Origin of the sequence: Shewanella sp. SP2S2-4, assembly GCF_031932025.1 — a bacterium.
Classification (GTDB): domain Bacteria; phylum Pseudomonadota; class Gammaproteobacteria; order Enterobacterales; family Shewanellaceae; genus Shewanella; species Shewanella baltica.
Map to the genome: position 1 here is coordinate 65004 of NZ_JAUOER010000003.1, position 26373 is coordinate 91376.

22 protein-coding genes are annotated in these 26373 nt (G+C 45.1%); 5 read left to right on the forward strand and 17 right to left on the reverse strand.

What is annotated here, in order from left to right; translation table 11 throughout:
* Positions 1 to 30: 30 nt before the first annotated feature.
* Positions 31 to 2136, forward strand: a complete 2106-nt coding sequence (locus Q4Q54_RS04000; protein ID WP_311987761.1) for a phytase — start codon at positions 31 to 33, stop codon at positions 2134 to 2136.
* 290 nt (positions 2137 to 2426) lie between these two features.
* On the opposite strand, the gene Q4Q54_RS04005 is transcribed toward Q4Q54_RS04000, so the two are convergent.
* Positions 2427 to 3023, reverse strand: coding sequence for a VF530 family DNA-binding protein (locus Q4Q54_RS04005; RefSeq protein WP_311987762.1), 597 nt, complete (start codon positions 3021 to 3023; stop codon positions 2427 to 2429).
* A 535-nt stretch (positions 3024 to 3558) separates the two neighbouring features.
* Between Q4Q54_RS04005 and Q4Q54_RS04010 the strand changes: the two genes are divergently transcribed.
* Together Q4Q54_RS04010 and Q4Q54_RS04015 are read left to right on the forward strand one after the other, a co-directional pair.
* Complete coding sequence (locus Q4Q54_RS04010) at positions 3559 to 5169, forward strand: ABC-F family ATPase (protein WP_006081677.1); 1611 nt, start codon at positions 3559 to 3561, stop codon at positions 5167 to 5169.
* Between the two features lie 206 nt (positions 5170 to 5375).
* A complete protein-coding gene (locus Q4Q54_RS04015; protein WP_311987763.1) occupies positions 5376 to 5531 on the forward strand; it encodes a hypothetical protein in 156 nt (51 codons plus the stop codon).
* Positions 5532 to 5534: 3 nt separating this feature from the next.
* On the opposite strand, the gene Q4Q54_RS04020 is transcribed toward Q4Q54_RS04015, so the two are convergent.
* The 6 genes from Q4Q54_RS04020 to Q4Q54_RS04045 all read right to left on the reverse strand — a co-directional run bounded on the left by Q4Q54_RS04020 (position 5535) and on the right by Q4Q54_RS04045 (position 10322).
* Complete coding sequence (locus Q4Q54_RS04020) at positions 5535 to 5954, reverse strand: Fic family protein (protein WP_311899155.1); 420 nt, start codon at positions 5952 to 5954, stop codon at positions 5535 to 5537.
* A 315-nt stretch (positions 5955 to 6269) separates the two neighbouring features.
* The gene (locus Q4Q54_RS04025) at positions 6270 to 6854 is read right to left on the reverse strand and encodes a hypothetical protein (protein ID WP_126491902.1); all 585 of its coding nucleotides are present in this window, start codon (positions 6852 to 6854) and stop codon (positions 6270 to 6272) included.
* A gap of 21 nt (positions 6855 to 6875) precedes the next feature.
* A complete protein-coding gene (locus Q4Q54_RS04030; RefSeq protein WP_126491901.1) occupies positions 6876 to 7304 on the reverse strand; it encodes a hypothetical protein in 429 nt (142 codons plus the stop codon).
* A 109-nt stretch (positions 7305 to 7413) separates the two neighbouring features.
* Positions 7414 to 8529 carry a DUF1570 domain-containing protein gene (locus Q4Q54_RS04035; RefSeq protein WP_311987764.1) on the reverse strand — a complete coding sequence of 372 codons (1116 nt, stop codon included), beginning with the start codon at positions 8527 to 8529 and terminating at the stop codon, positions 7414 to 7416.
* A 61-nt stretch (positions 8530 to 8590) separates the two neighbouring features.
* A complete protein-coding gene (locus tag Q4Q54_RS04040) occupies positions 8591 to 9652 on the reverse strand; it encodes an HNH endonuclease (protein ID WP_311987765.1) in 1062 nt (353 codons plus the stop codon).
* Positions 9642 to 10322, reverse strand: coding sequence for a class I SAM-dependent methyltransferase (locus Q4Q54_RS04045; RefSeq protein ID WP_311987766.1), 681 nt, complete (start codon positions 10320 to 10322; stop codon positions 9642 to 9644). The genes Q4Q54_RS04040 and Q4Q54_RS04045 overlap by 11 nt, the downstream gene beginning before the upstream one ends.
* 388 nt (positions 10323 to 10710) lie before the next feature.
* Between Q4Q54_RS04045 and Q4Q54_RS04050 the strand changes: the two genes are divergently transcribed.
* Positions 10711 to 12345 (forward strand): diguanylate cyclase, encoded by a 1635-nt coding sequence (locus tag Q4Q54_RS04050; protein WP_311987767.1) that lies wholly within the window; start codon positions 10711 to 10713, stop codon positions 12343 to 12345.
* Positions 12346 to 12451: 106 nt separating this feature from the next.
* On the opposite strand, the gene Q4Q54_RS04055 is transcribed toward Q4Q54_RS04050, so the two are convergent.
* From Q4Q54_RS04055 to Q4Q54_RS04100, 10 genes are read right to left on the reverse strand one after another with little or no spacing between them, the layout of a single operon-like run.
* Positions 12452 to 13501, reverse strand: a complete 1050-nt coding sequence (locus Q4Q54_RS04055) for a chemotaxis response regulator protein-glutamate methylesterase (protein WP_311987768.1) — start codon at positions 13499 to 13501, stop codon at positions 12452 to 12454.
* Between the two features lie 3 nt (positions 13502 to 13504).
* Positions 13505 to 14125 (reverse strand): chemoreceptor glutamine deamidase CheD, encoded by a 621-nt coding sequence (gene cheD, locus Q4Q54_RS04060; protein WP_011846809.1) that lies wholly within the window; start codon positions 14123 to 14125, stop codon positions 13505 to 13507.
* Positions 14112 to 14957 carry a CheR family methyltransferase gene (locus Q4Q54_RS04065; RefSeq protein ID WP_311987769.1) on the reverse strand — a complete coding sequence of 282 codons (846 nt, stop codon included), beginning with the start codon at positions 14955 to 14957 and terminating at the stop codon, positions 14112 to 14114. Before Q4Q54_RS04065 ends, cheD begins: the two co-directional genes overlap by 14 nt.
* A complete protein-coding gene (locus Q4Q54_RS04070; protein WP_310802402.1) occupies positions 14958 to 16931 on the reverse strand; it encodes a methyl-accepting chemotaxis protein in 1974 nt (657 codons plus the stop codon).
* A gap of 2 nt (positions 16932 to 16933) precedes the next feature.
* A complete protein-coding gene (locus tag Q4Q54_RS04075; protein WP_259509783.1) occupies positions 16934 to 17449 on the reverse strand; it encodes a chemotaxis protein CheW in 516 nt (171 codons plus the stop codon).
* Between the two features lie 10 nt (positions 17450 to 17459).
* Positions 17460 to 19646 carry a chemotaxis protein CheA gene (locus Q4Q54_RS04080; RefSeq protein ID WP_311987770.1) on the reverse strand — a complete coding sequence of 729 codons (2187 nt, stop codon included), beginning with the start codon at positions 19644 to 19646 and terminating at the stop codon, positions 17460 to 17462.
* A gap of 17 nt (positions 19647 to 19663) precedes the next feature.
* A complete protein-coding gene (locus tag Q4Q54_RS04085; protein WP_011846804.1) occupies positions 19664 to 20029 on the reverse strand; it encodes a response regulator in 366 nt (121 codons plus the stop codon).
* 3 nt (positions 20030 to 20032) lie between these two features.
* Positions 20033 to 21739 carry a fused response regulator/phosphatase gene (locus tag Q4Q54_RS04090; protein WP_311987771.1) on the reverse strand — a complete coding sequence of 569 codons (1707 nt, stop codon included), beginning with the start codon at positions 21737 to 21739 and terminating at the stop codon, positions 20033 to 20035.
* Between the two features lie 2 nt (positions 21740 to 21741).
* Positions 21742 to 22032 carry an STAS domain-containing protein gene (locus Q4Q54_RS04095; protein ID WP_011846801.1) on the reverse strand — a complete coding sequence of 97 codons (291 nt, stop codon included), beginning with the start codon at positions 22030 to 22032 and terminating at the stop codon, positions 21742 to 21744.
* A gap of 14 nt (positions 22033 to 22046) precedes the next feature.
* The gene (locus Q4Q54_RS04100; RefSeq protein ID WP_311899346.1) at positions 22047 to 23189 is read right to left on the reverse strand and encodes a methyl-accepting chemotaxis protein; all 1143 of its coding nucleotides are present in this window, start codon (positions 23187 to 23189) and stop codon (positions 22047 to 22049) included.
* A 277-nt stretch (positions 23190 to 23466) separates the two neighbouring features.
* Here Q4Q54_RS04100 and Q4Q54_RS04105 point away from each other — a divergent pair, with 277 nt between their 5' ends.
* Entirely contained in the window at positions 23467 to 26172 is a 2706-nt protein-coding gene (locus Q4Q54_RS04105) for an acetate--CoA ligase family protein (RefSeq protein WP_311899345.1), read from the forward strand.
* Positions 26173 to 26373: the final 201 nt, after the last annotated feature.

The window sequence follows — 26373 nt, forward strand, 5'->3', positions numbered from 1 at the left end:
TGATAAAACAGAATACTAGCGAATCAAAATATGAAAAAAACTCTACTATCATCCGCCGTATTGCTCGGCCTTATCGCCAGTCATACGCCCTTGACTGCCATGGCAAACACCATCAGCGTCGCTGTTCAAACCATAGCGGGCCATAAGGGCAGCCAAGCACAGCCACTCATCTTTAATCAAGACAAACAGAGCGATAACACTCTGTCTCACTGGCTCTTTGCCAGCGAACAGCAAGGACTGATGTTACAAACCGTTTCGATGACACAAACGCAGCAAGGCATGCAAACGACTGCACAAGCGCCCTTGCCTGCTGCGAGTTTACTGGTGCAAGGTGACTTTGAATTACTCGCCTTTAGCGATCCCTATGCCTTAACGCTCGATCGCAAAGCCGACCGCGTGCGACCTATTATGCTCAAAGAAATCAATGGCAAACCGACGACCAACATCTTGCCCTTGCTGCCCATGGGTCATTTCGAGATCAATTGGATCTGTATTCAGCCCCGCACTCAGGATGGCAATGTCTACGCGTGGTTTGGCGGTGAAAGTGGTAAGAGCGAGCAGTGGCTATTGGGTAATGCCGCGCATTTCTCACCTAAGCTAATGCGCAGCCAATCGATTCCGGTTAACAGCACGGACTGCGCTATCGACGGCGACACACTTTATGTCAGTGAGCCCGAAGCGGGTGTATGGCAGTTTGATGCCAGCCCGTTTGCCGATACCAGTGCTAAGCTCATCTTCCCCGCGCTCGATAATCACATCACCGGCTTAAACCTGCTGAACGCTCAATTGCTACTCAGTGATAAAAACGGCAAAGTGATGGACGGCAAAGGCACTCAAATACTGAGTTTTAGCGCGCCATCGACAAAAACCAACGATAAAACCGAGCTAAAAGCGATAACCAAGGCACAGCGCTTAAGCCTTGCTGTAAACGCGAACACATCAGCCCAAGCAAAAACTGCGACGTTTGCTCTCTATGATGATAAAAACGACCGCTATCTTTTTGCTGAGCAAACCTTGTCACCAGCTTTGCAACAAGCCTTGACACAAGTGCCACCCCAAAAGTTACTCGCCACATCCTTGCCGAGTACTAACACAGCCGCCGATGCACAAGCGAGGCCAACAACAATTGCGGAAAATATTGTAGAAATCCCCGCTTGGGTTGAGAGCGCGCCATCCGATAGACCGGGCGATACCATGGATGATCCCGCCATTTGGGTGCATCCTACTGACCCCGAAAAAAGTCTGGTGCTTGGCACCAACAAACGTTGGGGTTTATTGAGTTTTAATATGCGCGGCGAGCAAGTTCAAGCGTTGCCATCGGGCAGGATCAACAACGTCGATTTGCGCCAACAGCTACTATTGGGCGGTAAAAAGCGCGATATCGCAGTCGCAACCCAGCGCGAACACGACAGTCTCGCCTTTTATGAAATCGACGCCGCAGGCAAGATTACTGAATACCCAAATCAAGCAACCAACATGACGGATATTTACGGCATGTGTTTGTATCAAGACGAGCAAACCTTATACGTGTTCGCTAACGAGAAATCTGGCCGCATCGCCCAATATAGTGTCGACTGGCAGCAAAATGGCCCCAGTATCACACTAGTGCGAGATATTCATACCCCAAGCCAAGTTGAAGGCTGTGTGGTCGATGAGGCGCAACATGCACTGTTTATCGGTGAAGAAGACAAAGGCATTTGGCGCTTTAATGCCAAAGCAGATGCCAGTACAGAGGGCAAATTGATCATTAAGGCCGAAGGCGATTTAGTCGCCGATGTTGAAGGAATTTCTCTGTATCAAGGTGCGACCCTTAAAGGCAAAAAACAAGATTTGCTGGTGGTCTCGAGCCAAGGTAATAACAGTTATTTGCTTTATCAAGCAAGCGCGCCTTATACCCAAGTGGGGCGTTTCCGCATTGGGGTGAACTTAAACGGCATGGAGAATGGCCACGAAACCAGCATAGATGGCAGCGCCGAAACCGATGGGCTGGCTGTCACGCATTTGCCCGTCGGCCATGGTGTTTGGCAACAGGGAATGCTGGTGGTACAGGATGGTCACAACCACTTACCCGATGCCAACCAAGCGTTTAAATGGTTACCTTGGAGCAGCATAGTCAAACAACTCGACATGCAATAGGGCCAATTTACTGCTTGAAATGCCACTGCGGATAATGCGTTATGCAGGTAACGATTTGCACTTAGCGCAACGCGAACGAAAATTGAAGGGGTTAACTATTTATGCAGGGAATATGCAAATTCAAAATAATAACCCCCGACAATTTGCTAACCAGCATTCAATAAATTGAATTATTAATCAAAAAAAAAGAGGTTAGCCGAGAACTACGGCTACCCTCTTTCGTTTACACCCGCCTAAATCGTCTATCACACAGTTAAACAATAACTTCATTCAGGGCGACTAACATCGAATTAACTGCGCTTAGTACCCCAAGGATCGTTATCATCCGTCGATGGGCTTGGTCCTGAACGCTCAGTCATTCTTGAATCATTTTTTGAATCATGTCTGGGTTCGCTGCGACGCTGTGAGCTGCTATTGGACGAACCATAGCCAGAACCCGTTCCCCGTCCACCCGCAGTTTTTTTGCCAGCGCCTTTACCCGCGTCATTACCAAAGCGCTTGCCAGAATTTGGACGGCGGTTACCCGCTTCGTACTCGGCGCTGGCTTTGGCTTGCATTTCAGCGATAGAGGCTAATGTTAGCTCCATCGGTTTACGCGGGACGATACCCGAGGCAAAACCACGTTCACGTGGCTTAAGATCAAACTGCTCACCGACGGCTTTAGGCATACGCTTGAATCGGTATAAGTAGAAGTTTTCCACTTTCTCCCGCGCCCATTCGGTCTTTTTGAGGAAAATGATACAGGCCTCAATGGTCGGGTTAGTGTTAAAGCAGCCTAGCTTTAATGCCGCGTATAAAATTTTCCAACCATAAAAATCGACTAACTCAGTGATCATTGTCTCGAGTTTAAGGCCGTGTAATGGGTTGTTCTGTTGCTCTTCTATCATGGGAATTCCAAATCCAGCCCAATTGGCTGATTTTAAGGTATTAGTTTACGGTATTGAGTGGTTAAACGAGTGACTTAATTCGCTACAAAACTCGCGACACTTAGATCTTACGGTCCTAAAGCTTTCAAACTGAGCCATTAAATTTTAGCCGTAAAATCTGCTGCTCGACAAAACTGCGGGAATAATAACGGTAAATACGCTAAACGCCTTCTTTTATTTGCGCTAGCAAGGTTTGGCGTTGGCTTTAGTACAAAGAAATATTACCGTAAGCTGGCAGTTTAGCTCGGCATATCTGCGATATCATGCAAACAGCTATAAACTCACGCCTTCACCGATCCGCAAATAAACGCAACTGAAACGGCTCGATTTATGGCTACGCATCACATACTTGCTCGCATCTTTAGCCCTTAGTCTGTATACTCCGCGACCTTATTATCCCAACTTTAATGTTTTGGCTTAGAGTGGGTGAAGCGCATGTTTCATTTTGAGGCTTGTTTGTCACAATCCCCGTTAGCAAATACCTAGGAAAGCTCCTTTGATCTCTACCGCGAACATCACGATGCAGTTTGGCCCTGAGCCATTGTTTGAAAACATTTCAGCGAAATTTGGCAATGGTCACCGCTATGGTTTGATCGGCGCGAATGGCTGTGGCAAATCGACCTTTATGAAGATCCTCAGCGGAGCGTTAGCGCCAACCTCTGGCAATGTGTCCATCACGCCCGGCTTAAAAGTCGGTACCCTAAGCCAAGATCAGTTCGCGTTTGAACAATACAGTGTGATCGATGCGGTGATCATGGGTGATGTAGCCCTGTGGAAAGTCAAACAGGAACGCGATGCCATTTACGCTAATCCAAATATGACTGAAGAAGATGGCATGCGTGTTGGCGATCTTGAAAGTGAATTTGCCGAAATGGATGGCTACAGCGCCGAAAGCCGCGCCGGTGAAATCCTGCTCGAAGCGGGTATTGAAGAATCTTTCCATTACGGCCTAATGCAACAAGTGGCACCGGGCTGGAAATTGCGGGTCTTGTTAGCCCAAGCGCTATTTGCCAACCCAGATATTCTGCTGCTCGACGAACCGACCAACAACTTGGACATCCATACCATTAGCTGGTTAGAAGCCGAGTTGAACAAACGTAAATGCACCATGATCATTATTTCCCATGATAGGCATTTCTTGAATGCCGTCTGTACCCACATGGCCGATATCGATTACGGCGAACTGCGCATTTACCCAGGTAACTACGAATACTTCCTCGCCCAATCCTCTTTGATCCGCGAGCAATTATTGTCGGGCAACGCCAAGAAAAGTGCTGAAATCGAAGAACTGCAAGACTTCGTCAACCGCTTTGGTGCCAACGCTTCTAAAGCGAAGCAAGCTAGCTCGCGTGCTAAGAAGATGGACAAGATTAAACTCGATGATGTGAAATCATCTAGCCGTATCCACCCTTCTATTCGTTTCGATGCCGGCAAGAAAATGCATCGCCAAGCGCTGATCCTCGAAGATCTAGCCCACGGGTTTGATGGCGAACAGTTATTCCAAGGCGGCGACTTGATCCTCGAAGCCGGTGCAAAATTAGCGATTATCGGCGAGAACGGCGTGGGTAAAACTACTTTCCTGCGCTGCTTAGTCAATGATTTAGAACACAATAAAGGCGTGATCAAGTGGTCAGAAAACGCATCAATCGGCTACTGCCCGCAAGACAGCAGTGACGAATTTGATAATGACTACACGCTAATGGATTGGATGTCACAATGGCGCCAACCCAAGCATAACGATCTAATGGTACGCGCCATGTTAGGCCGTCTGCTGTTCACCGAAGACGATGCCAACAAGAAGGCCCGTAACTGCTCAGGCGGAGAGAAAAACCGCTTGTTATTCGGCAAGTTAATGATGCAAGACATCAACGTGCTGATCATGGATGAACCGACCAACCACATGGACATGGAAGCTATCGAAGCATTAAACAATGCGTTGAAAGACTTTGAAGGCACCTTGATATTCGTCAGCCATGACCGTGAGTTTGTATCGTCACTCGCTACACGTATCATTGATATTAAAGATAAAAAAATAATTAACTTCCAAGGTACCTTCGATGAGTACCTTTCAAGCCAAGCTGAAATGGAAGCGAGAAAAAGCGCGTAATGTTGTGCTTTGATAAACCTTAATCGGCTATGTCACCTTGATTAAAAAAGTCGTCATTGGAGAACCTACTGACGACTTTTTATCGATATCTAAAGAGCGATATGATTGGTAAAACATGAAGTATTGCTGCTTTGGGCCTTGGATACACAGCTGTCTATTCGTTATCTAGAGTGCTATAATTCATGCACTTAATTGAGGTTGATCCTATGAAAACTAAATCAAAAAACACACAAGTGACTCAAAATCGACTCTATCGCGCTGTGGCCAGTTCAACCGCTATTGAGACGGGTAAAACTACGGCTGAAGCTGAAGCAAAATTGAAGGCCAAAAAAAGCCGTTTCAGTCATTTGACCTTAGCCTAAACTTCATTCGTTTTTAGCGCTGAGCACATCGTTTACCAAACGAGCCATATGTTGATAATCCCCACCCAACCCTGCTTGAATTGACTTAAAATAAAAATCTCTATTTTGTTCCCAAATCCCATAATCAAGTGGGAGATAACCCGCCTTTACTGCCATCACATCGAGTATCAAACGTGACAAACGTCCATTTCCCTCTCTAAATGGGTGAATTAGGATAAATTCCACATGACTTTCAGCCAAGTAACTCACAACTTCGTCTCTAGAAAATGAATTTAAACCATTGAACTTGCTTAAATATTCCTTTTCAAACTGAGTGAGACACTTAAGTATTTGAGCCGCTGCCGTAAATTCGAAACCACCTGACTGTACGCCGCTCACCAGCCCAGTAATAAACATTACCGAGCCATTTTCGATGCCACTCAAAGAGCATACCAACCGATAGATGCTCGCTTTCAATAACACCAGATTGAAACACGTACTCATAAAGCTTTAATAACAACTGTGTCTCTACCTCTGCCATATCCTCTTCATCGGTTATCGCGAGTTTGTTACGAAGTATATGGCCGCCAGAACCGGGTTCGAATTCATCTTCGGTAGTGCCAATATGATATTTCGACATGATAATAGACCCGCTAACTGTAATAACTAATAGAAAAGCAAATATCCGAGTCACAGACAACTTAACACAACTACTCGATGAGATTGACCACACAAGTCTTTGAAATTGGTATGTAGAAACTATGGGCTATAAATTAGCTTATTAATTTTTTTAACCAATATCTCGCGATTTTTAGCCAGTTTAAAAATTGTCGGCAAATGTCGAATGACTATCGGCTCTGACTCGAATACCGCATTGCGATCTTTAGCCTGAATGTAATCACGGATCTGAAGCATCATCTGTTTATTAAATGCCCAAAGTGAATGACCTTTAAACTCAAGGGAATAAAATGCGTCATTGGGCCATTCAAGTCGATGTTTCTGTTTTGCCATACACTGATAACAACAAATAAGACCAAGATCTGTACCATCTGTAAAAGCACTGTTCGCCCTATGTTCCCAAGTCGAAGTACCTTGGTATTTTTCTGGCAATTTTTCCTGCCAAGAAGCATCCAATAGCGGAGGGAAAAACAGCACACCAGGCCATTTATGGGCAAATCTTTGATTAAACTGCTTGATCTCAAACTGCCGACCCTCAAATAAATGCACATCTTTTTTCTCTAAACGAAAAACATGGGCAAAGGTAAAAATGGCGCAGCCAGCACAATGGGGACAAGTAACCTCAACTCCGTTTGGCAGGCTAAAAAACTCATAAAATCCTGTCATTGATACGACATTCCAAGTGATTTAGAGACTAATTTGGAGCTCATCAATTTTCCAACCACCTTCATTTATCATACTAATTCTTTGTTTTTCATTCGCCTCCGATGCATTACCACAAAGATCTTTTTGTGCATATTCAAGGACGGCCGTATCCCCATCTATCACCTGCGACACTAAGGTGAGTGCTTTGCACTTGGCAGCCGCTTTTGAAAATGAAAGATAAGATGCGATCACTTCATCGCGGGACTGCTTCATCTGCTGCATATACTGTGGGAACTTAGATTCAACATCCGCTTGCTTACGTTGGGTATAGTAAGCCTTGTCCTCTTGATAACTCATCCCCTGCTGTACCTTAGCATTGTACTCGTCATACACTTCGCTTGGCGATTTAGGCGTTGTACAACCTATCAGCACAAGCACAGATATGGGCAGTAAGAAAATCGATTTCATCATCGAACCTCCAAAACTAGACATGTATTATCAATAAAAGTGAAATAATCCCTTTTAGTAACTCTGTCATACCTTTCCTTTAAAAATAGATAATTAAGATTTTTAAACTCAATTAACGCCACGTTTTCCAATCATGATCCAGTTGTTTAATACCATCAGGATAACGTGTAAATAGTTCATCGATTACTTTAGCTTGGCAGCGTTGCTCACTCAATTGCAGCAAAAGCTGCTTTAAGGTCACTCGACCTTGGCGAGTGCTAAAGAGGAAAGCCATAAAACTGTGAGCATGCTGGTATAACGCAGCTTGTTTTTGCCCCTGCCAATCATGGTCTGAAGCCGTTAATAGTTCACTCAATCCCATTGATAAAGAAATAGATTCGTCAACGACACGATATGAGTGACCTCGGCTGGAATTGTTTTGAATGATGGCATCATAACGATTATTTGTATCAATCGTTGCTAGAAAAGCGGGCGATTCAAAATATTCCGCCATGCCTTCATTAAACCAGCGCGGAGTATGACCAAATTGACCCGCATTAATGACATGAACGCTTTCGTGAATTGCAGTACGAAACGCTTGAGCATCTTCTCTGTGCCAAACTGCGGCCAAATTATGCTGACTTGAATAAAATCCTTGGCTTGCACCTACCGTGGATGCGTACTGTCTTTTAAGTTTATTATAGGCAGTTAAATTGCCTGCAAGCATCAAGTTAACCTTAATGGGCTGTAGGGTGCGCTTGGGTAGATATTGACGATAAATTTGATCGATTTGATTGATAGTGCTGGTCAGTCGGTCCCTAAAAAATGGCGGTGGAGTACTGACTAAGGAATCAATGTTCAATTCGAAATTGTATTTAGGTTCAGTATATTGAGTTAACTTACTCTCAGCTGATGCATGATTTATATCAGAAAAATGAGTTATGCCATTCTCATCAACCCAAGTATAAACCCCCCCCACTTTTTGTTGTGCAATGCGTCCTTCTTGCACAGTCAACAAATCACAACCTAGGTACTGATCTTCACCATGATATTCATCTACTTGCTGCTTAATATTAGGCAGATCATTAACACGAGTCATTAATGGCATAGAGCTCGCTGAACACCATTGCCAATTCTGTTTTATACAAACTTGTTGCAACGGCTGAGCTAGCTCTGCAAATACTTGGGAAAACTCAACACGAAACCAACGACCATGATAATGATCAATCAGTAGCGCTAAAATCGCCATGATGAACAACATCAAAAAACTACGCTTAAATCGGCTATCCATCGCCCGTTTTCCTCAATATCTAAATTGCTGTGCTCGATAAGTCATTATCTATCGCGTTAAAAGGCACAAAGGTCTTTTTACCGAGCCATAGAGGCGAGCGATTTTGTCCTGCAAGCTGATAAGCCCAAGTCGTAATGGCTTCAGAGCGATCACTCTCACAGACGAAATATCGGCTGAGTTCAGAGTGCAACGCTTGGCCGTGCTGGATAATATTTTGCTCATACCAGTTATCTTTATGGTGCTGAGCGGCAAGATGATCGCGTTTATTGTTATTGCAACTGCTATGAGCGAGAACAAAATTATGCCCTAAATCATTAGGATATCGTGTCCAAGGAATAAAGTGATCCACTTCGCCAGTTTCTTTTAATGACTTATGGCAATAGAAGCATTGGCCTTTTTGGATATCAAGTAGTACAGGTCTGGCGTGAGTAATCGTCTGTCGGTCACTGCCAAATAGAAACTCGCTTAAATTGCCTTTATTGCCAATAACGACCTGATTTGCGGGAAATTCGGCGACTTTCTGCACCCATTGAGTACGAGCCAATGACACCACTAAATCGTGAAATCGCCTGAAGCAAAATGCTATGCCCGGATTTAACTCAATGTAATTTTTCGTTTTATCATGGGGATAAAGAAAACAATCTGCGCTTCGGGACAAAATTTGTAAGCGCCATAACGGACCCTCTTTAAAGGTAGCGCGTGTTTTACGCAATAAAGCTGGATAACTAAGATGCGCTTTTAACTGGGATAAACTGTTAACGCCTTGATTACGTAGCTCAATCAAACTGTTGATTAAGGCTGATTGCTTTCCATTATTTTGAAGTAGAACAAAATGCGCATTAACGGCACCAAAAGGTAAAGAGTGTTGCCAATAGAGTTCAATAAACTTTTCTACCAGCTCATCAATACTGATGGCGGTTCTCTGTTCAGGATCGGCATTAAGTATTAATGGCCGTTCGATGCAGACATCTGCGATCGCATGCAGTAAGGCAAATTTGTATGTTGCAACGAAATCACCTTCCACTAACAGACGTTGTAAATAGCTAATAAATTCAACTTGTCTTCTCGCATCAATCGGCATTCAGTCGCTCCTGAATAATAACGCTTGCTACAGGTGCATTTACGTTTTGCATCAGTTTGGATGTAAAAACTAGCGTCTGCCAATGCACTTGTGTGCGACCGAGTTTGTCAGTCTCATCTTGGCTCGAATCTTTGAGTGCTAGCTGGCAATCTGCAGCCAGTGCGAGCAATTCATCTGCACTGACTGGGTGCATAACGCGGGCATCGGGGCTTGGACCATGGCGCAAACTGATGACTAAAAGGCCCGTTGAATTGAGTAAACCTGAGAGTGTTGCTAGTGCGAGTGGGCGCTCAGAGGGAGATAAATGCATCCACACAGCGCTGAGTAAAATCAGATCGAACTGTTGTGCTAGGCCAACTACTTTTTGTAGCTGAGGTAAACTATCCTCAATCCAACGAACGGGTAGATCCCGCGTTAACACCTGCCCCATTTTCGCTAAAGCAATAGCAGGTTCGATTGCAAAAATTTGCGTCTCTTTGCTCTGTGCTTTTTTGGCTAAATAATGCACATCCCGCCCTGAGCCCGCTCCCACATCCAATATCGATAGTTTGTCTCTCGCGAGGATCGGCAAAAGATGATGTAACCAACTTGAATGCACTTCTTCAAAGGTTTTAGACAAATACTGCGCCGAGAGTGTTACGGCATGGCCATTATAAAACGCTATGCTCACTGACAAAAATCCTTTTGCAACAAGTGATTGTTTTTAATGACGCTAACTTATCACAATCACTTTTGATACAAAATACACATCATCATTATCCTGCTGTTTTGCATAAAATATTTTGCGTTTTGCTGTTTTATATCACAACCCGAGTATTGGCGATTGAAAAAGGAAGTCTATTTAGGCGGGTGGCATCTGTGCATTTCCCCGTCGTTTTTTTCGCAGTGGTTTACACTCTATTAGTCAGTGAGAAAATACGTGCAATTGATTGAATCTGTTACATCCTTCTGTTGAGAACAGTGTCAATTTCAGTATCGGTATAAACGGGTTTTATCGTCCCGAGGTAGCGACCACACGGAGAAACCTAGGGCTCAATCATTTAGGATATCTATTGCCTATGAGTTTTGAAGATTCGTTAGAGCAACTTAAACGACAGTTTTTACATGCACTGCCGGATAAAAAGAAACAAATCATTACCCTGTGGATTTCATTGCGTAAAAATTGGAATGCACACATGTTGTCGGCTGTGTATCGTGAGGTGCATAACTTAAAAGGATCGAGCGAGACCTTTGGGTTGTCGGATACCAAACACATAGTCGATAAACTTGAGTTGCAGCTTAAAGGGTTGCTCAATGCGCCAGCTCCCGAACTTCCTACTATCAAAGGCTTAGATACCCTCTTCCACCAGTTGTTGCAAAACAATATGCGCGGTCAACCTTCGGCGCCAGTGGTGGAGGCGCAAATGCAGCAAAGTCCCTATAAACCTGCTAAGGCGCGGCATGATCATCATATTGCCATCATAGAAGACGATGGTAATGTCGGCGCAATGATCACAAAGCAACTGCGAGAGTTCGGTTTTAGTGTGCAGCATTTTTTGAATTTCACGAGCTTTCTGGTGGTGCAAAATGAAACGCCCTTCGATCTTATTCTATTGGATTTAATTCTGCCCGATTGGACTGAAGAGGCCTTGTTCGAAGCCGCCACTGAGTTTGAAAAGAACAATACCCGAGTGTTTGTTTTATCCTCGCGCGGGGATTTTGACATGCGGTTGTTGGCCATTCGCGCCAACGTTAGCGAATATTTTGTTAAACCTGCGGAAACCACTTTATTGGTGCGCAAAATCCATCAATCTCTCAAGATGTCAGAGAAGCAGCCCTTGAAGGTGTTACTGGTGGATGATCAACAGTCTATGGTGGATTATTTTTCAAGCCTGTTACGCAGTCACGGTTTGATGGTGAAAGGGTTATCGAGCGCCGAGCAAGTTTTGCCTGCCCTTGAGCAGTTTGAACCCGATTTGTTTATCTTCGATTTATACATGCCTGAGGTGAACGGGCTTGAACTGGCAAAAATGATACGCCAACTGGATAAATACACCTCTAGCCCAATTCTCGTGTTGAGCTCTGATGATACGATGCAGAATAAAGTCAGCATCATACAAGCGGGATCAGATGACTTGATTTCGAAGCAAACTGCGCCGAGCTTATTTGTCGCCCAGGTGATTTCCCGCGCCCAACGTGGCCATGATATTCGCAGTTCGGCAAGCCGCGACAGCCTAACAGGGCTGTTAAACCATACCCAGATTCTGGTTGCCGCGAGGCGCTGCTATAACGTGGCGAGGCGAATTAACTCTCAGGTTTGTATCGCCATGTTCGATTTAGATCACTTCAAAAAAGTGAACGACACCTATGGCCATGCTGGTGGTGACAAGGTGTTGCTGGCCTTTGCCCATCTGTTACAACAATCCTTACGGCAAACGGACTTTACCGGTCGCTACGGTGGCGAGGAATTTATGCTAGTGCTGCCAGATATGCAAAAGCCACTGGCCATTGCTAAGTTAAATGCGATCCGCGAGAGCTTTAGCCATATTGTATTTGTCGAAGATGGCGTCGAGTTTAAAGTGACGCTCAGCGGCGGCTTAGTGTTCTCGGACGAATGTGAAGAGTTTCAAGATTGCTTATTACTGGCGGATAAACACTTGTACGAAGCGAAACGATTAGGCCGAAATCAATTAGTGGTTTCACCAAGTGAGTAGAATTGACTCAATTAACCCAGCCACAGTATCAGTCAAGCCGTCATGGCTTATTATCTGGCTCACCGCCAGATTGATGGTTAATGTTGAAGTCCATTCAATGCCGCCATCACAGTGAGCTTAAGTGGTTGATAAGTTTGTTCGGCATCTGCGATAACTCCACCACATAATCTACCGCACGGCATTTTATCGCTTCTCGTGGCATACCAAATACCACACAACTTTGTTCATCTTGGGCAAAAGTGGTGACACCTTTTTGATGCAGTGCCACCATGCCTTCTGCGCCATCTTTGCCCATACCGGTTAAAATCATCGCGCTGATATTGGGCGCGGCACATTGGGCCAAGGCCGTAAACATCACATCGACCGAGGGTCTGTGGCCACTGACCTTTTCATCTTGGGTTAATTTCACTTTATAACTGCCGCCCACTTTAATGATTTCAAGGTGATGATCGCCAGGGGCAACATAGGCATAACTGGGCAACAGTCGCTCACCGTGCTCGGCTTCTTTGACTGTGATCCGCGACAATCGATTTAAGCGTTCGGCAAAAGTGCGGGTAAAACCCGCAGGCATATGTTGGGTGATCACTATCGGTGGCATAGCCGCAGGTAAATGCTGTAATACATACAAAATGGCTTCGGTGCCGCCTGTAGAGGCGCCTATCGCAACTAGATGCTGGGTTAGGGTTGTATTGGCCAATACCGGCCGCTTACTCGACACTGGGCGTGTTGGCTCAACAAATTTTTGCGGTTTGATGATTTTGGCTTTCGCGGCGGATTTGATCTTATCTAAAATCAAATCCTGATAATCATGGATACCTTGGGGCGAGTCTAATTTCGGTTTCGCGATAAAATCTACCGCGCCTAAGGCTAAGGCGTTAAAGGTCGCATCTGCGCCCTGCTCGGTTAACGAAGAAATCATCACTACCGCTGTGGGTCTGGCTTTCATCAAGCGGTCCAGAAAGGTTAAGCCATCCACTTTAGGCATTTCGATGTCTAAGGTGATCACATCGGGGCGAAATTGATTCACTAGATCCTTGGCCTCAAAGGCATCGGCAGCTTGCCCAACCAGAGACAGTTCAGGGTCAGCCTCAATCATTTTACCGAGCAAGCTGCGCATCAGCGCGGAATCATCAACAACGAGCACTTTGATCGTCATAACTTAATCACCAAATAGTTCAACGTCGCCGCCCGTGGGGAGATTACGAACCCGTAAGCGGTACTCGCTTTCTCGGTCAAGGATCGTGCTGTTGTGCAAACTTTTAATTTTGCGAACTTTCACTTTGCCCGTATGGGGGAAAAAATACACTTTGCGCGGATACACATCGAGTAAATCGGCGGCAATAATCGGGATATTTTCCGTATTAAGATATTCAATTACAAACTCAGCATTACGCTCACCAATGTTATGCAGTGTAAAACCTTGCAACATGTTGCCGCCACCAAATACCTTTGCCTCAATTGCGCTTCGACGTGCACCGAGTTTTAGTAAGTCATTTAATAACAGTTCCATTGCATACACACCGTAGCGGGCAGAGTCGGCGAGCACCCCAGTGCTATTACTGTTATCGCTTGGTAATAGAAAGTGATTCATCCCGCCGATTTTGAGCTTAGGATCATACAAGCACACTGACACGCAGGAGCCAAGCACTGTCACTATCATGGTATTTTCACGGGTGGCAAAATATTCGCCGGGTAAGATCTTCACCGCATCGCAACCAAAATGACTATCATGGTAGCGATTCGGCTCTGTAACGGCATATTCGATATTAGGTTTTAGCACTCGAACTCCCTTTCGCTGCTCGATAAGTGGTCTGTCCAACCGCCGTTATAATCTGCGGAAACATATTAAAATTTTCCGAATGTCCCGCAATATAAAGTCCATCCTCACTCAGGGAGTTCATCATGTGCTTTAAAATGACTTCCTGGGTTTCTTTATCAAAATAAATCATCACATTACGGCAAAAAATCACATCGATTGGCGTTTTTAACGGCCAAAATGAATCGAGTAAATTGATGCGGGTGAACTGGAGCATCTGCCTTAGCTCTGGCGCAACTCTGGCATTACCAAACTGAGCTCCTTTTCCTCGATGGAAGAATCGTTTTTTACGTATCTCACTGATCGCTTCAATTCTTTCTAGGGGATAAATACCTTGTTCGGCTTTATGCAGTACGCCACTATCGATATCGGAGGCAATGATCTCAATGGGGGTATTAAAGTTGCCAAAGTGTTCTGCCACTACCATAGCTATCGAATAAGGCTCTTCACCTGTACTACTGGCTGCGCACCAAATTCTTTTCGTATCAGGATGTTCCAATAAGTACTTCCTGAGTATCTCGAAATGATGTGGCTCCCTAAAAAATGCCGTCTGATTGGTGGTTAATGCGTTAATAAATTCTTGGTGTTCACTTTCCTGTGCGAGCAGATAGTCAAAATACGCTGAGAAACCGGACAATTTCAGTGTCCGGATCCGCCGCACTAAACGGCTGTACACCATAGCATCCTTGCTATCGGCAAGTTTAATACCTGAAAACCGATACAGCGTCGTCCGCGCGGTATTAAAATGCGCCGTGGTATAGGCAAACTCCCGCTCCAACGATTTAAGCTCGCTCAATTAAAATTCTTCCCATTCATCTTGATCCACTTTTTTCAATTTTGACATGGGCATTTTTGCTTTAACGGGCATACGAGCAACCGTCAGCGAGGTGGTGTTTGCCGTAAGCTTTTTTTTCTTTGTGGGCTGAACAACATGCGGCTGCTCATCGTCATCTACGCGGAAGCTGGCAACACTGTCTGATAATTGTTGCGCTTGAGATTGCATGCTTTCAGCTGCAGCGGCCGCTTCTTCAACCAAGGCAGCATTTTGCTGGGTCATTTCATCCATTTGCACCACAGCTTTGCTGATCTCATCAATGCCAAGTGCTTGTTCATTGGACGCTGAGGCAATCTCCGCCATGATGTCGTTCACCCGTTTAATGGCAATGACGATTTCTTTCATGGTATCGCCCGACTTACCGACAAGGCTGTTGCCGCTTTCGATCTTAGTGACAGAATCCGAGATCAATGCCTTGATATCTTTAGCGGCATTGGCCGAGCGTTGGGCTAAGCTGCGTACTTCTGATGCGACTACTGCAAAGCCGCGTCCTTGCTCACCCGCCCGCGCGGCTTCAACGGCGGCATTAAGCGCTAAGATATTGGTTTGGAATGCAATACCATCAATAACACCAATGATGTCGGCAATCTTACGCGCCGATTCATTAATCGATGCCATGGTCTGGACCACTTGCTGGATAAGCTCACCACCGTCCACCGCCACTTCAGCGGCTTTAGATGCTAAGGCATTGGCTTGACTGGCGTTATCCGCATTGAGTTTCACTGTACCTGTGAGTTCCTCCATGCTGGCGGAGGTTTCTTCTAGGCTCGAAGCTTGCTCTTCGGTGCGGCTGGATAAATCGGCGTTACCTTGGGCAATTTCTGCTGAGGCGGTATTGATGGTATCCGCAGCTCGTTGGATATCTTGGATCATGAAGGATAGCTTTTCAGCGGTTTGATTTGAGTAGTTTTTCAAATCATTGAAGGTGCCTTCATAGTCGTTATAAATGCGGGTAGTCAGATCGCCATCCGCCAGCGCCATCAGCACGCGGGCCACATCTTGCAGTCCACGGTCTGAGGTTTCAATTAACGAATTCAAGTTGTTCGCCAGCATCAGGAAGAAACCTTGCTTGCCTTCGGTGTCCGCCCTTTGGGAGAAATCACCCGCTGCTGCTGCGGTCACTATGCGGGAAATCTCTTGCTCGGTTTGCACTTCAATGGTGCGGTCGAGCCATTCAACCACTGTCCCTAAACGCTCGCCTTCTTTAGACACTATTGGGCTGGCCGTTAAACGGAAATGGCAGCTGGCCACCTTAATCAGCGATTCATATTTGCGGTCTAATTTATCGAGTAGACTCGCTTGGTGGGCAGGATTGCGGTGGAAAATGTCCATCGAGCTGCCGAGGATTTTATCCACAGAAAAATGCGGTAAAGCCTGCCTAATTTCATGCTCAGACTGACGTAACATGGCTTCGACCGAGCGATTCATATAAATAATGGTACGGTTAGCATCGGCGATCATGACGTTGGTACTGGTATTATTGAGCGCTTCCATAATGCGCTGGGTTGCTCGCTCGGCTTCAATACTTTCGGTGCGATCTATCCACTCGACACCTGTACCTAAATGTTTATTTTCAGCCGTGATAATTGGCGTCAAAATCAACCTAAAGGTACGTTTGCCAATGGTGATTTGTGCAGTATGGGACTGAGTCAAGCGCTCTAACAGATTGCGTTGATGCGCTGGATTTTTATGGAAAATATCGATATTACTGCCGATCAGTTTGGCAACCGAGAATTGAGGTAATTCTTTACGAATATCGTCCTCGGCCTCTTGCAGCAAACGGACGACGGCTTTATTCGCATAGATGATATTGCGCTGACTGTCAGCAATCATGAAACTGTTGCCACTATTATCGAGTAGCTGAAAATAGCGCTGACGTTCTTCATCCTTTTCTAGGCTTGCTTCAGCATTTCCAAATATATTAAAGATACCCATTATCATTGCTCCTGATCAGTCAGACTATTTGCATCAATTAGACCCAGCTCATCACTGCTGATCAGAGCCTGAATATTTACCAGAATTACCATCTTATCTTCAACCGTGGCTAAACCTTTGAGGTAGCGACTATCGAATGCCACACCAAATTCTGGTGCGGGTAAGATTTCCTCCGTCGACAGCTTAATTACATCGGATACGGCATCGACCACTATGCCAACAATGCGCTCGAACACGTTGAGCATAATAACGATAGTGAACTCGTTATAAGTGGCTGCTCCAACAGCAAACTTCATCCGTAAATCGACTATGGGCACTATGTCACCGCGCAGATTTAACACACCTTTAATAAAGCTGGGGGCGTTGGCGATTTTAGTGACTGGCTCATAACCGCGAATTTCTTTCACGGACATAATATCGAGGGCATAGTGCTCATCACCCAATACAAAGCTCAAAAACTCGACTTCATCTTGGGAACTGTATTCCACTTTGGCGGCCATGGTTGATCGACTCTCCATTTGCTGTTCCTTAATTTTTGATGTGCAATGCAAGCGATTCGACATCGAGGATCAAAGCAACGCTACCATCACCCATGATGGTGGCGCCGGAAACTCCGGGGATCCTGCGGTAATGTTTTTCAAGACTCTTGATCACGACTTGCTGCTGGCCAACTAAGGCATCAACGCACAGGCCAAAGCGCTTGTGGTTGCTTTCGAGCAATACCACTATGCCCTCTTCTGGGCTGTGAGCTTTCGGGGTAATTTCCATCAGTTGATATAGATTAAGCAGCGGTAAATATTCTTCACGTACTTTTAATAGCCGTTCTTTGGCCAAGAATTTGAGTTGCTCTGCCTGCGGCTGAATGGATTCAATAATGTGTACTAAGGGCAAAATGTAGATCTGATTGCCAACAGACACACTCATACCATCGACAATCGCAAGGGTGAGCGGCAATTGGATCTCAAAGGTCGCGCCTTTACCCTGCACTGAGTCAATATCGATTCTCCCTCCTAGGGCTTCAATATTTCGGCGCACCACGTCCATACCGACACCTCGACCAGACACGTCTGTCACTTCCTGCGCGGTTGAAAACCCTGCGGCAAAAATCAATTGCCAGACTTGCTTGTCGCTTGCATTCTCCGTGATAGCAATACCATTCTCTTTCGCCTTTTGGAGAATACGCTCACGACATAAACCTGCGCCATCATCGTACACTGCAATGACTATGCTGCCGCCACGTTGACTCGCTCTGAGAGAAAGTTGCCCAATTTCTGCTTTACCTGCTGCCAAACGAATGTCGGGTTTTTCGATGCCATGATCTAAGCTATTGCGCACTAAGTGGGTCAGCGGATCGACAAGCTTTTCAATCATGCCCTTATCAATTTCTGTGTTGCCGCCTTCAATCACGAGATTGACGTTTTTACCCAGCTGCTCAGAAAGATCCCTCACCAATCGATTGAAACGGTTAAACACAAAAGATACCGGCAGCATACGCACCGACATCACGGCCTCTTGCATCTCACGAGTATTACGTTCCAATTCATTGAGTGCAGTCTTAAGGCGCTCGCCTATCTCGCCAGTCAACTCATTCCCGATTAGAGTCAACATAGACTGAGTTATGACCAATTCGCCCGCCAGATTGACCAGAGTATCGATTTTGGAGGTTTCGACCCTTAAGGTGGCATCCGGAGCTGACGCGGCAGGTTTTTTAGCCGCTGCTTTCACTTCTGAAGGCGTATTTTTTGGTATAGCGGATGAACTGAGTGCCGCATTTGAATTTGTTGCATTTGAATGGATTGCAGCAGGCGAGCTGGGGTTTACAGAAACACTCGCGGGAACACTTGCAGCAGGCGACACTTTGGCGTCAGTAGCGCTCTCTTCTTCTTTAAATATGCCGCGTTTTGCTTGGCTGCTATCTGCGTTGACTTTAGCTTGATTGGCAACTGTGGTGGGTTTGACTACCTTAGGCGCTACTGGCTTTGAGCTCAGTAACTCGATTTCATTGGCGAAGGATTCCGGCGTCAACGCTTCAAAAAAGCCAAAACCTAATTCATCATCGGATGTGAAATCAAAGGGCTCTGCCGCTTTCTCAGTATTGCTGACATCATTTATGACACTTTGTGCGCTGATTTCTTCGGCTTGATAAGCCTCTTCAAAAAAGCCAAAGTCTTCACCTTCAATGGCAATATCGCGTGCCATTTCATCTTCAAAGAATCCAAAACCCTGATCTTCCACCTTCTGCACTGACTCGGCTTGGATAATGGGAGAAATCGGAGCATTAGCAGCATCAGTGCCATTGCGTACTGCAACCGATGAGCTAAAGGATTCGCCATTTAACGCTGCGACCAATTGGCTTTTACTGTACTCCACCTCCTGCCAATCAATTTGTTCTTCTTCGCGGTACAGGCTCAATATATGGGATAGCGTATCAACGGTACTCAGCAGTAAATCGATAATCGATGAGGTGAGTTGGAAGTTGCCCTTGCGGGTCATGTCCAGCAGGTTTTCCATCACATGGGTGACACTGGTCAGTGCGGTAAAACCAAAAATACCACTGCCACCTTTAATCGAGTGGGCAGCACGGAAAATCGTGTTCAGTTCTTCAGGATCGGGAGAAGCAAGGTCCAATGCCAATAGCAATTGTTCCATATTTTCAAGATGTTCATGACTTTCTTCAAAAAAGACCTGATGGAACTCGGCCATATTAATGGACATAGCGCACCCCGTTGCAGTTAACCCAGCACTTTTGCCGTAATAGCCAACAGCTTTTGAGGATCAAAGGGTTTTACCATCCATCCCGTCGCACCTGCCGCTTTTCCTTGCGCCTTCATGTCATCGCCCGCTTCCGTCGTGAGCATAATGATCGGAGTGCGCATAAATGCCGACATAGCACGTAAGGATTTAATTAAGGTCAGTCCATCCATTCGCGGCATATTCTGATCCGTCAGGATAAAATCAAATCTTTGCCCATTACAAAGATCAAGGGCTTCACGGCCATCTTTGGCCAGTACCACTTGGTAGTTAGCCGATTTAAGGGTCGCTTCGACCATTTGTCGAATCGCAGCGGAATCATCAACCACTAATATTTTTTTACTCATGCGCTATTCCATTATGACTTTCGTTATATTTCCTGGTGATACTAATTCGTAGGTCTTAGATAATGTTTTCACCAGTGAGAGCCCTCGTCCAGAAAGCTGAGGGATATCTACAACAGTATTTTTATATCCCTTAAATCCTTGACCACTATCTGCCACACATATATGCAACTCATTCGTTATGGAACACCAAACTAAACTCACTTTTACCCAATCATTCATTGTGAGTCGTGCTGAAGAACTGTCTCTAATACTATGGTACAGTTCGAAACCATCCGGATCACTTTTTAGCCGAGAATCTAATTTTAGTACACCATGGTCTATAGCATTACTAAATAGTTCGGCAACCACAGTAAAAACCCTTTGGCAAAAACTTGTCGCAAATCCAAACATACCTAAGAATTGATTCAAAGAATTCAAATATTCAGCACTTAACAACATAGGCCCAGCGAGTTTGACCTCCCAATCAAATTCGCCATCCATATTTGACCGGACAAGGCAGATATTATTCTGTTGATGCCATTCATTCAATCGCTCAAAGTCTAATGTGCATACTGTAATATCATCTGTAATAGGCTTGCCATCGAAAACTTTTTTAAAGTTTTCTGTTAAGTATGGGATAAGCTCACTCGCGTATTGGATAAATAATGAATTTAAAGTTTCAATGCCAAAGGGTTTGTTTTCATTAGTGTATTGTTCAATTAATCCATCACTAAATAAACAAGCATGGCCGACAACGGGTAAATCAACCGTAGCAATATCCGCCACGAAGGTTTGGGAGGGCAAAATGCCAAGAGCCATGTTTGTTGATTTGAATTTTATGATATTTTTTACAGGATAATGGTCTGAGACTGTTTCAGTTTCAAGATGATTTTTGATATATACGGGTGGCATCCCCCCGTTCCAAATATGTATTTTTTTTCGAAAAAAATCGACTTCTAAAACAATACAAGCAACAAAGCGATCATCAGGGTTTTCTCTATGTACTTTTGAGTTCAGTTCATATATTAGCGTTGCTAATGAAAACCCCTTTGAAACCATGGCTCTAAATGTGCTTGCAACACGCATAATTGGCATTGCTGCACTTAATCCGTGACCCGTTGAATCTGCAAGCATAAGGAAAAAATTGCCATTAGGAGCTAACCCTTTAAGGATTATGTCACCACTAAAATTGGCACTTGCCTGGCAGAAAGTACGAACAAACTCGAATTGGGTATTATCAATATTGACTAAGTGCTCGAATAAGTTCCTAGCCATTTTTTCTTCTCTGGCTTTCTCATACAGCATTTTTTCAAGTTCAATTCTTTGTAACTTAACTTCATGCTGTAACTTAACCCGAGTTAATAAGCACTCGACTTTATACCAAAATATCTCAAGGTTAATCGGCTTAACAACAAAATCTAATACGCCCATTCGAAAACATTCTAATACAGATTGATGTTCCTTAGTATTGCTGATCACTATGACTGGAGTCGTTATTTTTTCTTCATTTAAATGTTCAAGTAAAATTAGAGCTGTACCATCTGGCTGCCAAAAGTTAATCAGTATAAGGTCAATCTTATATTGTGACAATTCTGAGAATGCTTCCTCAAGATTATTACAGACAATGACGTGGTAACCTTTCTCATGAATAAAGTCACTAATTGTCTGGCTCATTATGACATCGTCATCGATGACTAATATATAGTTCTTCTTTGCTATTAATGATTTCATGACTAGCAATTCTCTATAATGTAGAGTTTCTGCATGTTAGCAATATTGAGTATTTCCTCGGCTTGACCATGTGCACCTTTAATAGAGGTCGAAATATGTAGCTCCTGTGCCTTACGATGTAGTAATACCATCATACCTAAAGCAGAACTATCCAAATAAAGCACTCGGCTAAAATCGAGAATAATATGATTAATACCTTCCAGTTTTATGATGCTTTGATAACTGTACGTAAATGTTTTGTGATAATAGAAATCAAAGCGTTCTGGCAATGGAATCGTTTGAATATTCGACATTATGATATCCCTATTTAAAAGAGTTCAATTTCACCACAGGTAATTTGATCCCTTGATACGGGATTGTGCGTCTCCTGACGCCGGCGACTCATTTGTGTCGTGATATCATCGCCGTCAATACCAAACTCCTGTTGCGACATGTTGGCGACGCGATTGAGGGACTCTTTTAAATGACTTAAGGATTGGTTGGTGTAAATCAGACTTTGGGAAGTGATATCGCTGAACTGCAAGCCTCGAATCGTATCTGAGATAGCTTGTTCGAGTTCATGTGCCGATGAATCTATGCGTGCTATCACATGAGAATCCTTCTCTGCTTTGACAATAATATGTTTAAGTGCAGTATCAATATCCTTCTTTGCATCTATGATATAAGTCATATCTTGAGCGGCAACTTTACTCACGTGTACGGTTAATTGTTCAATCTGAGTTTGAATCGATCTAAGCTGTTTTTGTATACCTTCACTAAAGCCTGAGCTTCGAGTAGATAAAGCCCGCACTTCATCGGCAACAACCGCAAATCCCCTGCCCGCATCGCCCGCTCTTGCCGCTTCAATTGCCGCATTTAAGGCGAGTAAATTGGTCTGGGAAGAGATTTGGTCTATATCCTGTAAGGCTTTCATTGCTTGGGGCATGGCCTCGTAGATAAGATTCACTTTTTCCAACAACTCCATAGTAGATGCTGACATATCTACTGTGGTTTGAATAAAGCGCTCTAAGGTCAGAGAGGTATTATTGGCGAATTGTTTCATTTGATCTGAATGGAATAGCTCTGCATCATCAGTGCTTTGGACAAGCGCTGAAATGAAGCCTGTTTGCTCCGTCATTAATCGCCCTAAGCCATCGAACGATTCGCTTAGCAAATTGACCGCATCGCCCTGCACTGTCAGCACGCTATCAATGTTAGACTCACAACTGTTAAGTGTGGTGATCGTTTCTTGATACAGATTGACGTGGGCTTGCCAATCGGCGGCCAGTTGGCTGTTTGAGGACTTATCATCGTGCTGTTGAACTGATAGCTTTTGTTTGTGCTGATAAAATTGCCAAAGCAACATAATCAACACGGATATAATCGGCCCGATAGCCAATAAAGTGATTAAACCCAGTAAATATCCAACGCCTGCCGCAAGTAACGCAACGACCCCATCCTTGTATGTCATATGGATTTCACAATAATTGTACAGTGATTAAAAAGTAGTTTGGTACTGAGCAATTTTCAAACATGAAAGTGAAATTTTTCACATTGTTACGTGCCGCAATGCGGAAAATGCAGTTATCACAGGATAAATCCACAGAATTGGGCTCAGATTCTCAGTAAATGACTGTAAATTCATGATTTGCTAATAAACTTACCTTAATCGAACCCGAAACTTAAACTGGGCAGTACTCATACCCTAGGTTACACTGGAAGCGTCATTGATTGGGATGGAATCGCTTATGAGTCAACGTACATTACACTCCTTATTTAAACCGACTTCCGTAGCCATTATCGGCGCTTCGAATACCGAAAAGCGTGCGGGTAATGTGCTGATGAAAAACCTGCTCTCCAGTGGTTTTTCGGGTCCTATCATGCCCGTCACCCCAAAATATCGGGCAGTAATGGGCGTGCTTGCCTATCCCAATATCGAAGCTCTTCCCATCAAACCCGATTTAGCGGTTATTTGTACCCGCGCTTGCCGTGTACCCGCGATTGTTGAAACTCTGGCGCAATTTGGCTGTAAAGTGGCGATTATTATGGCGTCAGGTATGGCGCAGGAAGTTAACGAAGACGGCGTGAGTCTGCTCGACCTGACCATGCAAAATGCCAAGCGTTACGGGATGCGTATTCTGGGGCCAAACAGCTTAGGTATGTTGCTGCCGCCATTAGGATTAAACGCCAGTTTAGCCCATGCCAGCGCCCTACCGGGTAAAATTGCCTTCGTGTCTCAATCGGCCGCCATTTGTACAACGGTACTCGATTGGGCTAATAACAAAGGTATTGGCTTTTCGTCCTTTATCTCTCTGGGCGATGCCACCGACATTAACTTTGACGAACTGCTTGATTACCTTGGTCGCGACAGTCGCACCAGTGCCATCATGCTTTATATCGATTCTGTGAATGAGAAACGCCATTTTCTCTCCGCTGCCCGAGCCGCCTCACGCAATAAACCGATTTTGGTGATTAAATCTGGCCGCAGCGCCGAAGGTGCCCGCGCCGCAAAATTACATACGGGCGGGGTTGGCGGTAACGATGCCGTATATGAAGCCGCATTTCGCCGTGCGGGTATGCTACGGGTTAACGACTTGATTGAACTGTTTGCCGCGGTTGAAAGCCTTGCGCATTCCAATCCGCTGCAAGGTGAACGCTTAGGGATTATCAGTAATGGTGGTGGCCCCGCGGTGTTAGCGGTGGATGAACTCATTATGCGCGGCGGTAAATTGGCTGAATTGTCAGATGACACCATAGCCAAATTAGAAGCCGTGTTACCTAATACTTGGTCAAGGCAAAACCCTATCGATATCATTGGTGATGCAAACGCGTCGCGATATGCTAAAGCCTTGACTATCTTGATGGATTCCAATGAGCTGGATGCCATTTTGGTATTGCACTCCCCTTCGGCGCTCGGTGAAAGCGTTGAAATCGCCGATGCCTTGATTAGCGTGATCCATGCGCATCCGAAAAAGAATCGCCTTAATATTTTGACCAACTGGAGCGGCGAAGACTCTGCCTATCAGGCGCGAAAACGCTTCACTAAGGGCGGCATATCCACCTATCGTACGCCCGAAGGCGCCGTGGGTGCGTTTATGCATATGGTTGAATACCGCCGTAACCAAAAACTGCTGCAAGAAGTACCGCAATCGATCCCCGACAATATTCCGACAGATAGCCACACTGCGCGTAAATTATTGCAAGCGGCTCAAGCGAAAGGAAAATCAGTACTCGAAACCCATGAGGCGAGTCCTATTTTGCGCGCCTATGGGCTGAACACTATAGACACTTGGTTTGTGAAAGATGCCGATGAAGCGGTCGCCATCGCTAATGAAGCGGGCTATCCCTTAGCGTTAAAAGTGCAGTCTCCGAATATCTTGCATAAGTCCGATGTGCACGGAGTGATGCTCAATCTAACCTCTGCCGAAGATATCCGCCACGCCGCGAGTGCCATTACCCAAAGGGTGCATCAGGCCAATCCTGAAGCCATTATCGAAGGTATGATAGTGCAAAAAATGGCATTGACCGCTGGCGCTCAGGAAATCCGCGTGGCCGTGATAAGCGATCCCGTCTTTGGTCCAGCGATTTGTTTGGGTGAAGGTGGCTCAGAATGGGATCCAACTAATGACGCCGCCGTTGCCCTGCCACCACTGAATATGGCACTGGCGCGGTATATGGTGATCCAAGCGTTAAAGACCCATAAGTTGAAGGACAGGCATTTACCGCTAGGTTTAGACATGAATGCCCTGTGCGTGATGCTAACGCAAATATCCCACATCATTATCGATTGCCCCGAAATCGCCTCTTTGGATTTAAACCCAGTATTAGCCGCGGGTGAAAACATTACGCTGCTCGATGTGAATATCCGTTTGCACGACGCCAATGCCGACAGTTCATCACGGATGGCCATCATGCCGTATCCGAAGGAATTAGAAGAATTCGCCGAGCTTAAAAATGGCCTTAAGGTAATGCTAAGGCCGATTCTGCCCGAAGATGAACCCAAGCATTTGGCTTTTGATAATTCGCTCTCCGATGAAGACAGATACAAACGCTATTTCGGGGTGCGCTCTAAAATGACCCATGAAGAAATGGCGGTATTAACCCAAATCGATTACGCCCGTGAGATGGCTTTTATCGCCACCGCCAAAGGTCCTGATGGCGATGACATCACCTTAGGTGCAGTACGGGCTTCCATCGACCCCGACAATACTGAGGCCGAATTTGCCATGGCTGTGCGCGGCGATCATCAAGGTATAGGTTTAGGTAAATTGTTGCTCGAAAAACTGATTAAGTATTATCAAGCCAATGATACGCCTGTGCTCACCGGCTTTACCATGTTCGAGAATCGCAATATGGCTAGCCTTGCTAAGAGTCTTGGTTTTAAGGTGACCTTCGATATGGAGGAGCATTTGATCAAAATGCATATGGATTTAAAGTCGCCCACTGATAAATAGCCTTATCCTGACGAACAAAAACGCCGCAATGATTTGCGGCGTTTTGTTATCATATCTGCTGGAATCCACAGTACAACCACAAAGTTCAATTTTTATGCAACTGACTCTTATCAATTAATCACTTAAAATGTCAGATGCTTAAGAAGAGTATGGGTAATGAGCCAAGGCCGTGCACCGCTGGCTGATTAAACGCAGCAAAAT